This window comes from Streptomyces sp. ME02-8801-2C (genome assembly GCF_033793965.1).
GTDB lineage: Bacteria > Actinomycetota > Actinomycetes > Streptomycetales > Streptomycetaceae > Streptomyces.
In genome coordinates this window covers 95644-109716 of record NZ_JARAXP010000003.1, presented here as the reverse complement: position 1 = coordinate 109716, position 14073 = coordinate 95644, and the positions used below count along the sequence as shown (strand labels likewise).

The 14073-nt window shown below is 71.1% G+C and carries 8 protein-coding genes and 2 pseudogenes; 6 read left to right on the top strand and 4 right to left on the bottom strand.

What is annotated here, in order from left to right; genetic code table 11:
• The first annotated feature begins 68 nt into the window (after positions 1-68).
• The 3 genes from PV396_RS09630 to PV396_RS09620 all read left to right on the top strand — a co-directional run bounded on the left by PV396_RS09630 (position 69) and on the right by PV396_RS09620 (position 5398).
• Positions 69-1259: a glutamate--cysteine ligase gene (locus PV396_RS09630; protein ID WP_319202546.1), complete on the top strand. Its 1191-nt coding sequence runs from the start codon at positions 69-71 to the stop codon at positions 1257-1259.
• A 144-nt stretch (positions 1260-1403) separates the two neighbouring features.
• Positions 1404-3188 carry an N-acetylglutaminylglutamine amidotransferase gene (locus tag PV396_RS09625; RefSeq protein WP_319202544.1) on the top strand — a complete coding sequence of 595 codons (1785 nt, stop codon included), beginning with the start codon at positions 1404-1406 and terminating at the stop codon, positions 3186-3188.
• A complete protein-coding gene (locus tag PV396_RS09620) occupies positions 3161-5398 on the top strand; it encodes a S9 family peptidase (protein ID WP_319202542.1) in 2238 nt (745 codons plus the stop codon). Before PV396_RS09625 ends, PV396_RS09620 begins: the two co-directional genes overlap by 28 nt.
• 32 nt (positions 5399-5430) lie before the next feature.
• Here the strand turns inward: PV396_RS09620 and PV396_RS09615 are convergent.
• Both PV396_RS09615 and PV396_RS09610 read right to left on the bottom strand, forming a co-directional pair.
• Positions 5431-8194: pseudogene (locus PV396_RS09615) on the bottom strand (Tat pathway signal sequence domain protein).
• The gene (locus PV396_RS09610) at positions 8187-8891 is read right to left on the bottom strand and encodes a DUF6250 domain-containing protein (protein ID WP_319202540.1); all 705 of its coding nucleotides are present in this window, start codon (positions 8889-8891) and stop codon (positions 8187-8189) included. The pseudogene PV396_RS09615 and the gene PV396_RS09610 overlap by 8 nt, the downstream one beginning before the upstream one ends.
• Before the next feature lie 39 nt (positions 8892-8930).
• On the opposite strand from PV396_RS09610, the pseudogene PV396_RS09605 reads away from it, so the two are divergent.
• Positions 8931-10573 (top strand): annotated as a pseudogene (locus PV396_RS09605) (rhamnogalacturonan lyase B N-terminal domain-containing protein).
• A 34-nt stretch (positions 10574-10607) separates the two neighbouring features.
• On the opposite strand, the gene PV396_RS09600 reads toward PV396_RS09605, so the two are convergent.
• Together PV396_RS09600 and PV396_RS09595 are read right to left on the bottom strand one after the other, a co-directional pair.
• The gene (locus PV396_RS09600) at positions 10608-11432 is read right to left on the bottom strand and encodes a DUF1684 domain-containing protein (RefSeq protein ID WP_319202538.1); all 825 of its coding nucleotides are present in this window, start codon (positions 11430-11432) and stop codon (positions 10608-10610) included.
• 121 nt (positions 11433-11553) lie between these two features.
• Positions 11554-11670 (bottom strand): putative leader peptide, encoded by a 117-nt coding sequence (locus PV396_RS09595; protein WP_319202536.1) that lies wholly within the window; start codon positions 11668-11670, stop codon positions 11554-11556.
• A 556-nt stretch (positions 11671-12226) separates the two neighbouring features.
• On the opposite strand from PV396_RS09595, the gene PV396_RS09590 reads away from it, so the two are divergent.
• Both PV396_RS09590 and PV396_RS09585 read left to right on the top strand, forming a co-directional pair.
• Complete coding sequence (locus tag PV396_RS09590) at positions 12227-13267, top strand: amino acid ABC transporter permease (protein WP_319202534.1); 1041 nt, start codon at positions 12227-12229, stop codon at positions 13265-13267.
• Complete coding sequence (locus PV396_RS09585) at positions 13264-14049, top strand: amino acid ABC transporter ATP-binding protein (protein ID WP_319202532.1); 786 nt, start codon at positions 13264-13266, stop codon at positions 14047-14049. The genes PV396_RS09590 and PV396_RS09585 overlap by 4 nt, the downstream gene beginning before the upstream one ends.
• Positions 14050-14073: the final 24 nt, after the last annotated feature.

Genomic DNA, 14073 nt, shown 5'->3' with positions numbered 1-14073 from the left:
CGTCGCATTCTCCCGGTGGGGAACCGCACTCCGGGACGGAAGGCATTGAGGCACTCAAGGAGCTGACCGTGAGTATCTGCATCGGAGTGGAAGAAGAGTTCCACGTCCTGGAGGTGGAGAGCGGCCTGCTCGTGCCGCGCGCCGATCGGGTCCTGCGACGGTTGCCCAGGCGGACCTTCACCAGCGAACTGCACCAGTCCGCCGTGGAATCGAACAGCGAAGTGCACGGGACCCTGCACGAGCTGTACACGGACCTCTCCGAAACCAGACAGCGGCTCGACATTGCCGCCGCCTCGCTGGGGCTCGCGGTCGTGGCCGCGGGCACGGCCCCCCTCGCACCCGCTTCCTCCGGGCCCCCCACCCCCGACGCTCGCTACCGCCACATGGTCGAGGAATACCGGCAGGTCGCCGACGAACAGCTCATCTGCGGCGCCCAGGTCCACGTGGACGTACCCGACCGCGACACCGCGGTACGGGTGATGTGCGAGGTCTCGCCCTGGCTGCCCGTGCTGCTCGCACTGTCCGCCAGCTCGCCCTTCTGGCAGGGCAGCGACACCGGCTACGCCAGCTGGCGCACGATGCTCTGGCAGCGCTGGCCCACCGCCGGTCCGATCGGCTGCTTCCCGAACGCGGCCGAGTACGACGCCGCGGTGCGCGACCTGGTGCGGGCCGGGATCATCAGCGACCCCGGAATGATCTACTACGACATACGTCCCTCCGACCATCTGCGCACCCTGGAACTGCGGATCTGCGACGCCTGCCCGCGAGCGGAGACCGTCGTGCTCATCGCCGGACTGTTCCGCGCACTGGTCACCGACGCCCGGGAGCGGCTGCGCAAGGACGACACCCCCTGCCGGGGCCGGCACGAATGGCTGCGCGGCGCCGCCTGGCGGGCCGCCCGATCCGGCCTCGAAGGCACCCTGGTCGACCCCGCGACCCACCGGGACGAGCCCGCGCGGCAGGTCGTCCGCGGCCTGCTGACACGGCTGCGCCCCGCACTCGAGGCCCACGGCGACTGGCGCACCGTACGGGCCCTGACGGAGGAGGCCCTCGCCGAGGGCAGCGCCGCCGCGCGCATCCGCCGTACGGCGCGGCAGGAGGACCTGCTGGCCTGCGTCGACCTGCTGATCGGCGAAACCCGCGGCGAACACAGAAACCGCAGGACGGCACCGCTCGGGCGCGTCAACCTTCCCCTCGCGGGCGCCGACGCACCGGGCCCGCCGTTCGGCTCCGGCGCAACGGAGGTCATCGGCCGCTGAGATGCCGGAGAACGTCATGAGGACGGCCCGGCCCGTGGTCACCACGGCCGCCGTGTGCGTCCTGTACGTCACCCATCTGTTCAGGAGTTGTTTCGTCATGTCCAGCGACACCGGCGAAGGTGTTCATCAGGGAAGGGGTAGGCCATGTGCGGTCTGAGTGGGGAGATCCGCTTCGACGGCCGACGGCCCGACCTCACCGCCGTCGAGCGTATGAGCGACCGGCTGGCCGCCCGTGGGCCCGACGGGCAGGGCATCTGGACACGGGGCGCGGTCGCGCTGGGACATCGCCGTCTGAAGATCATCGATCTGTCCGAGCTCGGAGCACAGCCGATGACCGACGCCCGGGGCCTGCTCACCGGGGTCTTCAACGGCTGCGTGTACAACTACCAGGAGCTGCGCGAGGAACTGCGGGGGCTGGGCCACCGCTTCGAGTCGACGTCCGACACCGAGGTGATCCTCAAGGCCTACCAGCAGTGGGGAACCGCCTGCGTCGAACACTTCTACGGCATGTTCGCCTTCGCCATCGTCGAGCACCGCACCGGTCGGCTGGTCCTCGGCCGTGACCGCCTCGGGATCAAGCCCCTGTATCTGGCACGGACGCCGGGCCGGCTGCGGTTCGCCTCCTCGCTGCCGGCCCTGCTCGCCGCCGGGGACGTGGACACCTCCCTCGATCCGGTGGCGCTCCACCAGTACCTGAGCTGGCACGCCACTGTGGCGGCGCCGCACACCGTCCTGGAAGGCGTCCGCAAGCTCCCGCCGGCCACCGTCCGCGTCGTGGAACCGGACGGCACTCACCGCGACCACTGCTACTGGCAGCCGTCGTACACCCGGCGGCCCGAGCACGCCGACATGGCCCCGGACGAATGGCGCGACGCGGTACTCGACGCCCTGCGCACCGCCGTACGCCGTCGGACGGTCGCCGATGTCCCGGTCGGTGTCCTGCTCTCCGGCGGACTGGACTCCAGCCTGGTCGTCGCCCTGCTCGCCGACGAGGGGCAGCACGACCTGAGAACGTTCAGCGTGGGTTTCGAGGCGGCGGGAGGTGAGGACGGCGACGAGTTCATGTACTCGGACCTGGTCGCCCGGGAGTTCACCACCGACCACCGGCGGCTGATGATCCCCTCCGAGCGCGTGTCGGCGGCCCTGGACGGCGCCGTCGCGGCGATGAGTGAGCCGATGACCAGCCATGACGCGGTCGCCTTCTACCTGCTGTCCGAGGAGGTGGCCAAGGACGTGAAGGTCGTCCAGAGCGGACAGGGCGCCGACGAGGTGTTCGCCGGCTACCACTGGTACCCCCGGCTGGCGGAGGTCGCCCGGGAGGACGAGCCGGAGAGGTACGCCGAGACGTACTTCGACCGCCCGCACGCCGACCTCGCCCGGATCCTCGAGCCCCACATGCTGACCGACGACGACCCCTCCACCCGCTTCGTCAGGGAACACATGGCCGTGCCCGGCGCGGAGACGGCCCTGGACGCGGCCCTGCGGCTGGACACCCACGTCATGCTCGTCGACGACCCCGTCAAACGCGTCGACAACATGACCATGGCCTGGGGTCTGGAGGCCCGGGTGCCGTTCCTCGACCATGAACTGGTGGAACTCGCCGCGGCCTGCCCGCCGGAACTCAAACTGGCCGACGGAGGCAAGGGAGTGCTCAAGGCGGTCGGCCGAAAGCTCCTGCCCCCGGAGATCGTCGACCGGCCCAAGGGCTACTTCCCGGTCCCCGCCGTCAAGCACATGGCGGGCCCCGTCCTGGACCGGGTGCGTGCGGCGCTCGAGGCACCCGAGGCGAAGGAACGCGGCGTCTTCCAGGCGTCGTACGTGGCCGACCTCCTGGCGGCACCCGACGAACACCGGACCAAGCGCGGAGCCAACGCCCTGTGGCAGGTGGCTCTCCTGGAGATATGGCTGCAGACGCACGGAATCAAGTGACCGACGAGCCGGGCACGCGGGCCGTGCGCACAGCGGCGGCCGCCCGGCCGTCAGCCATGCCCAGCCCCGGGGTGCCCGACCTCGCGTCCTCGGCGCCAACGCCCCCGGCGGGCGGTTCCCCGGACAGGCACGAGCCCGCTGCCGCCGCGCCCGTCCTGGTGCTGTTGCCCGACGCGGCAGGCCCCCGGGACGCCGTGACCCGGCTGCACGCGCACGGCTGCTGGTACCCCTCCGCCAACGCCGACGGCACCGAGGCGGCCTTCATCTGCGACCGGGGCGGTGTCCCGCAACTGTGGGCCGGACCGGTGGACGGAGGCGAGGTGCGGCTGCTCGACTCCTCGCCCGACCCCGTCAAGGAGGTGTCCTGGTCGCCGGACGGCCGCTGGATCGCGTACACCACAGCGCCCGGCGGCGGCGAGCACACCCGGGTGCTGTGCGTACGGCCCGACGGCACCGGCCGCCGCATCCTCGCGGCGGCGGATGCGTCCAGTACCGCCTACCTGGGGTGCTGGACGCACGACGGGTCGACCGTCGCCGTCACCGTCGCCGCGCCCACCGCCCCCGGTTACCTGGAGCGCGCGGCACCCCCCTCGACGGACACCGATCCCGCCGGTAACCCGCTCCCGCCCGACTGGACCGACCGGGACGGCCGCGCGACGCTCCTCGGCGGCGCCCGCTACGACACCGGGCGGCGTACGGCGCCCCCGCATGTCGACCTCAGAGCCGCACAGGCGCCGGCTGTCCGGCCCGGCGGCGGCCTGTCCGCCTACCTGATCGACCCCGACGGACTGGCCTCCCCGGTGCTCCTCGCCACGGAGACGCATGCCGCCACACTCCGGGTGTGCGACCTCAGCCGCGACGGCACGCTCGCGCTGCTGCGCCGGGGGCCGCGCGGACGCCGCGAGGCCGTCGTACGACGCACGGCCGACTCGGCCACCACCTGCACGGTGCCGGTCGCGGACGGTGACCCGTGGATCGGCCGGTTCTCCCCGGACGGGTCGACCCTCTGGCTGCGCAGCGACGCCGACCGGGAGTACGCGGCGCTGTTCGCGGTCACCCTCGACGCGGACGGCCGGCCACGCGAGAGGTCGGTCGTGGCCCAGCGCGAGGCCCAGGAACTGGAGCTGCTGGCGCTGGCCCACGACGGCCGCACAGCCGTACTGGTGTGGAACGCTCAGGGTGCCGGAGAACTCGAGGTCGTCGAGACCTTCCCGGCCCGGCCCAGCGCCGACAAGGTGGGCCCGGCCCGGCCCGTCTCCCTGCCGCACGAGGTCGTCACGCGTGTCGTGGCGGCCGGCCCGGGGCGCATGCTGCTCGCGCTGTCCGGTTCACGACGCCGCCCGGGCGTCTGGTGGGCCCACGAGGGCGTGTCCCTGCTGCGCACCCCGTGGTCCTCCCGCGACGAGGACGCCGTACCGCCGGGCCGCCCACCCGTCAGCCCGGTCCCGCTGCGCCTCACCGCGCGGGACGGGCTGCCCCTGAGCGGCTGGTACTACAGGGCGCCGGGACGCGCCCCGGCCGAGCCGGCTCCCTGCGTGATCCATCTGCACGGCGGCCCGGAGGAACAGGAACGGCCCGTCTTCAATCCGCTCTACCACGAACTGCTCGGCCGGGGGCTGGACATCTTCGCCCCCGACGTCCGCGGCTCCTCGGGACACGGCCGGTCCTTCGTCGACGCCGACCTGGGCAGCGGACGCTTCGCCGCCCTGGACGACGTCGCGGACTGCACCGCCCACGCGGTGACGGCGGGCCCGGCCGACCCGACCCGACTGGCGGTCATGGGCCGCTCGTACGGCGGCTATCTGACCTTCGCCTCCCTCGTATGGCATCCGGACCTGTTCCGTACCGGGGTCGCCGTCTGCGGCATGTCAGACCTCCTGACCTTCTTCGCCGGTACGGAGCCCTGGCTCGCGGAGTCGGCGGCCCACAAGTACGGCCATCCCGAGCGCGACCGCCCGCTGCTGCGCGCTCTCTCCCCGATGAACCGCATCGACGCACTGCGTGTCCCGCTGCTCGCCGTCCACGGCGAACACGACACCAACGTGCCGGTGGGGGAGTCCGAACAGTTCGTCAGGGCCGCCCGGGAACGCGGCCTCCCCGCCGAGCTGCTCGCCCTGCGCGACGAGGGCCACGACTTCCTGCGCGCGGACAACCGGCGCCTGTTCCGCCGGGCCGCCGCGGACTGGCTGGAACGCCACCTCGGCGGCTGACCCGGCGGGCACGTCACACCGGTTGCGGTGGCTCACTTCAGGGCGTCACCGACCAGGGCGAGGTTCTCGATGGCCGCGATCCCGTACAGCGCCGTGGAGTTGGTGCTGATCCAGGGGGCGTCGCTGGCCCGCGTTGAGGACGGTCGGACCGCTGATTTTCGTGGTCGCCCATGAGGTTGTCGCGTCCGGGTAGCCGTCGCCCACGCCGAACTTGTTCCAGGCCCGGGCGGCGAGCGCGGCCTCGCCGGTCCGGCTCGCCGCGTACGCGTCCAGGCGGGAGTGACCCTGGACCAGGCTCACCTTGAAGCTCGCGCCGTAGCGGGCCTTCTGCTCGGCGGAGGTGGCGTTGTAGTAGCGGCAGTAGTCCAGCCAGGCGGCCCGGAAGCCGGGGATGTCGCTCTCGTCGAGGGCGCCGATCAGCTCGGTGGCCAGTTCGGGCAGTCCGAAGCTCGCGGACAGATGGGATACGGCGACCACCGGCGAGGTCTGGATGGCGAAGGCGCCCGTGTCGAGGTCGTACAGCCCGCTGCCCTGGACGAAACCGTTCGGCTGGGCGGCGATCGTCGAGGCGCTGGCCAGCAGTTTCTTCCTCGCCGTACGCCACTTGGGGCCGCGCCGCTCCCACTCGGTCCACCATGCCCAGCCGAGGCCGCTCCAGTCGGTGCCGAAGCCGATGGACAGGGCGTGGCGGTCGCCCGGGGTGTAGCCGTCGGTGCGGACCTTGCGGTTGGGATCGAGGGCCAGGAAGGTCTGGTCCGCGTCGACCTGGGCGTGCATCAGGTCGCCGGTGCGCTCGTCGCCGGTGAGGTAGTAGAAGAGCCGGCGGTAGACGGGCGTCGAGATGCGGACCTGTTTGGTGCTGTCGCCGAAGTGCTCGACGCCGTGCCGGGTGCCGAGCCCCGCCCATTTGCCGAGGTGGTAGACGTCGACCTCACCGGTGTGTCGGGTCATGGCCTCGGCGAAGCGGTAGATGTCGGCGCGCCCGGAACGCAGATAGGCCAGCCACAGCCACAGGTCGGTGGAGAGCTCGGAGTTGTCCCAGGCGTAGCCGCCGACGTCGTAGCACCAGGTGTGGCGGGCGGGGTCGTAGGTGTGCTGGACGTCGCCGTAGTCCAGGAAGCCGTACCAGCGGCGCTGTTCGCGCTGGTCCTGGTAGTAGGCGAAGAGCAGGTCGAGGCGGTCCTCGACGGTCTTCCTGGCGGCGGTCGAGCGGTCCACGGGGGACCAGAGCCCGGCGAAGACACCGGCCTTGTGCAGGGTCTCGGGGGCCGCGACGAGCTGCGGCGGGGCGGTCAGCGCGTCCTTCTGCGCGACCAGCGCGTCGGCGGTGGGGGTGGCGGCGTCGGCCCACAGGTAGAGCTCGGAGGTGCGGGCGATGCCGTAGGGCGTGGCGAAGCCGGGTTCGTAGTCCTCGTAGGTGATGTTGAGCCCGGCGGTCTGCTCCTCGTAGGTGTCCTGGCCGAGGCCGTCGTGGTAGAAGCGCAGGTCGAGCGGCTGGGCCTCGGGCGACCAGAGCCACAGGGTGACGGTCGCCTCGTCGGAGTCGGCACCCCGGATGTCGAGCTGGGCGGGGTGCTTCTGCCAGAAGTCCCGCAGGCCGAAGGAGAGTCCGCCGCTGCCCCCCCCGACGTAGCCGAAACCGGGGGCGCGGGTGCCGCCGGTGGTGTGGATCCAGCCGTGGCCCGCCTTGGTGCGCTTGCGGACGGTGAAGCCGTCGGCCGACAACTGGGCCAGCGAGTAGTCGCCCCACGCCGGGACGTACTGGAGGGCCGAGGAGACCCGGGTGTCCCAGGTGGAGATGTCCGGCAGCCGCTCGCCCCTGACCTGCGCGGTACGCACGGCCGCGCCCGGGTCGCGGCGCAGACCGGTGATGCCCTGGACGGCCTCGGTGAGGAAACCGTCGTCGGCGCCGGCGAGGCGGACATGGCGGTTGTAGAGCTCGTCGGAGAGCGGGACGCGGATGCGCAGGCCCAGCCCCTTGATGAAGTCGCCGCCGGCCTTGCCCGCCTCCTGTCTGCCGTCGTACGTGACGGTGTGGACGACACGGATCGCCTCGGACCCCGCGTACAGGTAGAGCCGGATGACGAAGGGCAGCCAGGAACGGCCGCCGCGCTCGTGCTCGCCCTCGAGGCGGATGACGGCACGCACCGGTCCCGACTGCTCGACGGTGACGGAGCCGACGCGGCCGGTGAAACGCTCCCACCGGGTACTGGAGCCGCTCCCGTCGAAGTCGTCGTCGATCTCCGGCTGGCGCAGGACGACCAGTTCGGCCTTGCTCGCGATCCTGGCGTCGCCGCGCCTGATGCTGCGTATGACGTCGTGTGCGCCGGACTTGGCGATGCTGACCTGGATGACGCCGGTGTCGACGTCGATCGTGCCGCCCTCGGTGTCCACGGTGAGCGCGGTGTCCGCTGCCGCTGGTGTGCCCGGGGCCAGGGTGTAGCCCTCGGCGGGCGCAGCGGTGGTGCCGACCGCGTGGGCGGTCCACTTCAGGGTGCCGTCGGGCCAGTAGGCGGTGGGCCAGGACTGCACGGGTACGGCGGTGCCGTCGCCGGCGGTGAGGGCGAAGGCCTCGCCGGCGCGGACCGCGCCCTGCGGCCAGGCCACGCCGAAGGTGGTGCCGGGGGTCTCGGCGGGGGTGCCGCCCTCCAGCCAGGTCAGCTGCACCGGGTCGGCGGAGGCGGCTTCGGTCGGTGCCGCCGCGGCCGGGTCGGCGGCGAGCGTCCAGGAGAGCTGGGTGGCCGCGACAGCCGCCGCTGCCGCCTTTAGGGCGTTTCTGCGCGATATCTCAGCCACGGTGACCGCCCCCGAGCCGCCAGACACGGAAGTCGCTGATGTGGAAGTGACTCCAGGTGGTGCGGAAGGCGAACCAGCCGCTCGTGTACGGGTCCTCGTCGGTGTAGTCGAAGACCAGCTCACCGTTGTCCCAGTACTGGACGCGCTTGCCGTCGGAGACCAGCCGGACGCGGTTGGGCTCGTTCGCGGTGAGCAGCGGCGAGGTGTAGTCGTAGATCAGCGGCCGGGAGCCCGGCACACCGACGTAACGGCGAAGACGGGTGGTGGTGTTGGAGTTCGCGCCGAGTCCCGCGTAGTACGTGGTGAGCTGGTCGTAGTCGGCGAGGGCGCCGCTGCGGGTGGTGGCGAACAGGTCGCGTGGGGAGCGCGGATCGCGGGCGTTCCAGAAGGAGTTGAGGTCGCTGACCCGGTCGTTGGCGCCGCCGGCCGAGACCGGGGTCGCCGTGAAGTCGATCTCGTACTGGCCGGAGAACGGCCGCTTGAACCACACCGAGGCCCCGCCGGGCACGTCGACGTCGAGTACGCCGTGCCTCGCGGTGACGCTGCCGCCCTTCTCCAGCTCGGCCGACCACTGGCCGGTGCCGTGCCGGAAGTCGTCGCGGGCCAGCAACTGGCGGTGGTGATGCGGGCCTTGACCGTTCGGAGCGGCGGCGGCGCCTCCGCGCGGCGCCCCTCGGGCGGGCAGGCTGGCGCACATCCCTGCCCAAACCCCCCTAGCAGCACAGGAGTTGTCCGCATGTCGTTCGACAGCCCGATCTCCCGCCGTACCGTCCTCGCCTCGGCGGCCGGTCTCGCCCTGGCCCTCGCCACTCCCCACGCCGCCTCGGCCGCGGGCTTCGGCTACACCGACGACGGAACCAACTACGTCGTGGACACCGGCGCCGGCCTCGTCTTCAAGGTCGACCACAACAACGGCGACCTCTCGTCCTTCGTCTGCAACGGCACCGAGTACCAGGGCTACGACGGCAAGAACTCCCACATCGAGAGCGGCCTCGGCGCCTCGACGGTCACCATCTCCACGCCCGCGACCGGAGTCGTCCTCATCAAGGTCGTCCACGGCACCCTGATCCACTACTACGCGGCGCGCAGCGGCGAGAACAACATCTACCTCTTCACCTACAAGCCCGACACCTCAGTCACCGCCAGCCGCTACATCGCTCGCCTCAAGCCGGGCATCTTCCCCACCACATACCCCGACACCTGGTCCAACTCGGACACCGTCATCGAGTCCGCCGACGTCTTCGCCAAGGCCGACGGCACCACCAGGTCCAAGCACTTCGCCAACCTGCGGACCATCGACTACGACTACTTCGGCTTCAGTGCCTCCGCCGCCTCGATCTGGGTCGTGCGTTCCAACAAGGAGAAGGACTCCGGCGGCCCGTTCGTCCGCCAACTCCTGCGCCACGGCAACGAGTCGGGTGCAGGTCTCTACGAACACCTCTATTACGCCGAGGGGCAGACGGAGGCCGAGCGCTTCGGCCTGCACGGCCCGTACGTCCTCGCCTTCACCGACGGATCGGCGCCGACCTCCGCCGTGTCGGGGCGCGACAACACCGCCTGGGTGGACGCCCTCGGCCTCACCGGCTGGACAGGCGCCGGCGGTCGGGGACGGATCGTCGGCAACGGGCTCGCGGGGCGCGACACCTCGTACCCCTACGTCGTGGGCGTCTCCAACTCCGCTGCCCAGTACTGGGCGAAAGTGGACGCGAGCACCGGCAAGTACTCGGTCAAGGGCATCCTGCCCGGCACCTACACCCTCACCGTCTACAAGGGCGAACTCGCCGTCCACACCGAGGACGTCACGGTCACCGCGGGCGCGGCCACGACCCTGCACACCATCACGATCACCGGCGACCCCGCAGCCGCCCCCGCCATCTGGCGCATCGGCGACTGGAACGGCACCCCGGCCGGCTTCAAGAACGCCTCCCTGATCACCTACGCCCACCCCTCCGACTCACGCGCCGCCGCCTGGACCGCCGGCACCTACGTCGTCGGCAGTACGGCGGCCTCGGCCTGGCCCGCGTACCAGTTCAAGGAGATCAACCAGGGCCTGCAGATCTCCTTCACCCTCACCGCCGCCCAGGCCGCCGCCGACCGCACCCTGCGCATCGGCATCACCACCGCCAAGGCGGACGCCCCCAGATCACCGTCAACAACACCTGGACCTCCGCGATCCCGGCCGCCGCCACCGAGCCGTCCACCCGCACCCTGACCGTCGGCAGCTACCGCGGGAACAACCACACGTACGAATACGTCATCCCCGCCGCCCAGTTGCTCGCCGGCACCAACACCCTGCGCATCGACGCCGCCAGCGGCTCGGCGGGCGGCGGGGGATACCTCAGCCCCAGCTACGGCTTCGACGCCCTCGACCTGCTCTGAGGGCACAGATCGGGGGAAGCGGCGGGGCGGGTCCTCAGGACCCGCCCCGCTCGCGGGGGAGCTTCTCCCCGGCCTCGATCGCCACGGGCAGGCGGTTCTCGGCCGGCGGCAGCGGGCAGGTGGCCAGGTCGGTGTAGGCGCACGGCAGGTTCGTCGCCCGGTTGAAGTCCAGGACGAGCGTGCCGTCGGCGGCGGGCGGGGCGAGGGAGAGAGACCGGTTGGCCGCGTACGTGGTGACCCCGGAGGTCGCGTCGGTGAACAGCACCATCAGGCTTCCGGGGCCGTGCCCGGGGAACGCGGTCAACGAAAGGGGGCGGCCGTCCAGCTCGAACTCCACCCGGCCCGGGGCGTCGTACACATGCTCAAGGCCCTCGACCGCCGCGCCCACGGTCGTGGGCCGCGGCTCGTCAAAGGCCGTGTAGCGGCCCGTCACCACCCAGCGGCGATGCGGGGCGTACGCGGGCGTGCCGGTGAAGCCGGTGCGCAACGGGGTGTCCGGGTGCCGGGGACGAACGATGTCCTGCCCACCGCGCTTGGCCACCTCGATCACGGCGTCGCCCCAGACCGCGTTGACTCCGCCGCGCTCGGGGAGCACCCCGAAGCGGTGCTCGCCGTGCACGGGGGTGCCGTCGACGACCAGTTCCTCGCCCTCGTCGAGGACCACCACGACCCCGTCGGCGCCGGTCGACCAGGCACCCGGCGCGTCGGGGAAGCGCTGCGGTTCGTCGCTGAGCCAGTGCAGGCCGGTGATCGCGAGGAACCCATGCGGGTCGGCGAGCCGTGCCTCCTGTGCGGTGTGCCACTCCTGCCACTCGCGGGTGAACGCGGACAGGTCTGTGGTGGTGTCCTGAACGGTCATGCGTGCTCCTTCTCGGCGGATGAAGGGCTCGTCGGCGGTACCTCGAAACGCCGTCACGCACGAATGGGCGCGGACGGGGAGGAAGGACGAGAGGACGTTGCGAAAGTCGGGTTGTCGCAGGTCAGCCGAGACACAGGCAGCTGCTGACGCGCTGCAGGTCGATGTGGCGGCGACGGGAGAAACGGGAACGCGCCGCCGCGGTCGTGCCGACGGGAGAGGAGACGCTGCTGTGCCGCACGCTCACCCCTCCGTATGCCGGTCCACGCTCGACGCTGACGCCCAATACTCGTTGAAACTTTATGGATCGCCGTCGTATTCCGTCAATGACGGACAGCCGGGTGGGGCGTCCGGGTCGTCTCACCTGATGGTCCGTCGCATTGACATCCCTCGGCGGGGCATGCCTAACTTGCGGCGCAGACCAAGTTGCCCCCAGGGCCGGAGAAGTGATGGTGACAGCGATGTACGCAGCTGACGGGACGGCCGCACCGCGGCGCCTCGGCCGCGTTCTGCTGTGCACGGACCGCTCCGTCGACCTGCTGCGTGTCAACAGCGCTCTCTGTAGCGCCACTTCCCGCACCCTCTGTCGAGGCTGACGGCTTTCTGAGGCTCTGCCGAGCCTGACGTTTCCGAGTCTTCGACTCGTCGACGACCACCGCTCTCGCGGTGTGCCCTCTTCCCGCCCAGTTCCCGTTCCGCGCGCACCCCCATGTGGCGACTCGTGCCGAGCCGCTCCCGGGTGGCGCGATGCTGCCGCCTTTCGCGGCTCTGGGTGGCCAACACCGCTGGAGCCCTCCATGAGCGAATCTCCCGGCATCGCTGTGTCCTCCGGATCAGCGCCACCCGCCGAGGCGACACCCCGTCCCGCTGTCCCGGATGCCCCAGACCTCCCCGAGACCGCTGACACCCCGGTCGCACCGAAGCCCCTGGCCGCACAGCGGGTCCTGCCCATCCGGCGTCCCGGCCGCTGGATCCTCACGACCGTCGTCCTCGTGCTGGTCGCGCAGATCATCCACGGGCTCGCGACCAACCCCTTCTACCAGTGGGACCGGTTCTCGTACTGGTTCCTGCGCCCGACAGTCCTCGACGGTCTCCTCATCACCCTCGAAGTGACGTTGTTCAGCGCGGTGTTGGGCCTGCTCGGCGGCATCCTGCTCGCCCTGGCCCGCCTCTCCGGGAGCCCCGTACTGCGTGCGGTGAGCTGGATCTACATCTGGCTGTTCCGCTCGGTACCGCTCATCGTCGTCCTGCTCTTCCTGTACAACTTCAGCGCGCTGTACCAGACGCTGAGCCTGGGCGTCCCCTTCGGCCCGGCGTTCTTCACCTTCGACGAGTCGCGCCTGGCCACCGACATGGTCGTCGCCGTCGTCGGACTCAGCCTCAACGAGGCGGCCTATGCGGCCGAGGTCGTCCGCGGCGGCATTCTCTCCGTCGACCAGGGCCAGCACGAGGCGGCCTCCGCACTCGGCCTGCCGAAGCGGTACCAGTTCGCGAAGATCGTCTTCCCGCAGGCGCTGCGCTCCATCACCCCGAACTACGTCAACCAGCTGATCGGCCTGATCAAGGCCACCTCGCTGGTCTTCTACGTGTCCCTGCTCGACCTCTTCGGCACCGTGCAGAGCATGGGCAGCACCTACCCCGGCGACATCGTGCCGCTGCTGCTGGTCGCCACCGTCTGGTACCTGATCCTCACCAGCGTCGTGTCCGTCATCCAGTTCTACGTCGAGCGGTACTACGCCCGGGGCGCCACCCGCACCCTGCCGCCGACGCCGCTGCAGAAACTCCGGGCCGGGGTCACCGACCTCCGCGCCCGCATCCGCAAGGAGGCCGCCGTATGACCGCCGGAACAGTGGCCGACACGGCCGCCACCGTCGAGGTGCACGACGTGCACAAGTGGTACGGCACCCACCGGGTGCTGAACGGCGTCGACCTGACCGTGCGGCCTGGCGAGGTCACCGTGATCCTCGGCCCGTCCGGCTCGGGCAAGTCCACCCTGCTCAGGGTGATCAACCACCTGGAGAAGCCCGAGATCGGCCATGTCAGCGTCAACGGCGAGCTGATCGGCGTACGCCGGCACGGCGACCGTCTGAAGGAGCTGAGCGAGCGGACGATCCTCACCCAGCGCAGCCGTATCGGATTCGTCTTCCAGAACTTCAACCTCTTCCCGCACCTGACCGTGCTGGACAACGTGGCCGCGGCCCCGGTGGCGACCGGAAAGCTCGACAAGGAGGAGGCCGCCGAACTCGCCCGCGAACTCCTGGGCCGCGTCGGGCTGGCCGACAAGGTGGCCGCCTACCCACGGCAGTTGTCGGGTGGCCAGCAGCAGCGTGTGGCCATCGCCCGCGCCCTCGCCCTGCGCCCCGGCGTCATCCTCTTCGACGAGCCGACCTCCGCCCTCGATCCCGAACTGGTCGGCGAGGTGCAGGCCGTCATCAAGGACCTGGCCGGCAGCGGCACCACCCTCGTCATCGTCACCCACGAGATCGGCTTCGCCCGTGAGATCGCCGACCGGGTGGTCTTCATGGACGGCGGCCTGATCATCGAACAGGGCCCGCCCGCCGAGGTGTTGGACCAGCCGAAACGGGAGCGGACCAGGGACTTCCTGAGCAAGGTCCTCTGACCCCACCCGAGCTCCTCCCCCAAG

Excerpts from the sequence above, each read along its gene's own strand:
- PV396_RS09625 (WP_319202544.1), top strand. The coding sequence starts at position 1,404 with ATGTGCGGTCTGAGTGGGGAGATCCGCTTCGACGGCCGACGGCCCGAC.
- PV396_RS09620 (WP_319202542.1), top strand. The coding sequence starts at position 3,161 with ATGGCTGCAGACGCACGGAATCAAGTGACCGACGAGCCGGGCACGCGG.
- PV396_RS09610 (WP_319202540.1), bottom strand. The coding sequence starts at position 8,891 with ATGTGCGCCAGCCTGCCCGCCCGAGGGGCGCCGCGCGGAGGCGCCGCC.
- PV396_RS09600 (WP_319202538.1), bottom strand. The coding sequence starts at position 11,432 with ATGACCGTTCAGGACACCACCACAGACCTGTCCGCGTTCACCCGCGAG.
- PV396_RS09590 (WP_319202534.1), top strand. The coding sequence starts at position 12,227 with ATGAGCGAATCTCCCGGCATCGCTGTGTCCTCCGGATCAGCGCCACCC.
- PV396_RS09585 (WP_319202532.1), top strand. The coding sequence starts at position 13,264 with ATGACCGCCGGAACAGTGGCCGACACGGCCGCCACCGTCGAGGTGCAC.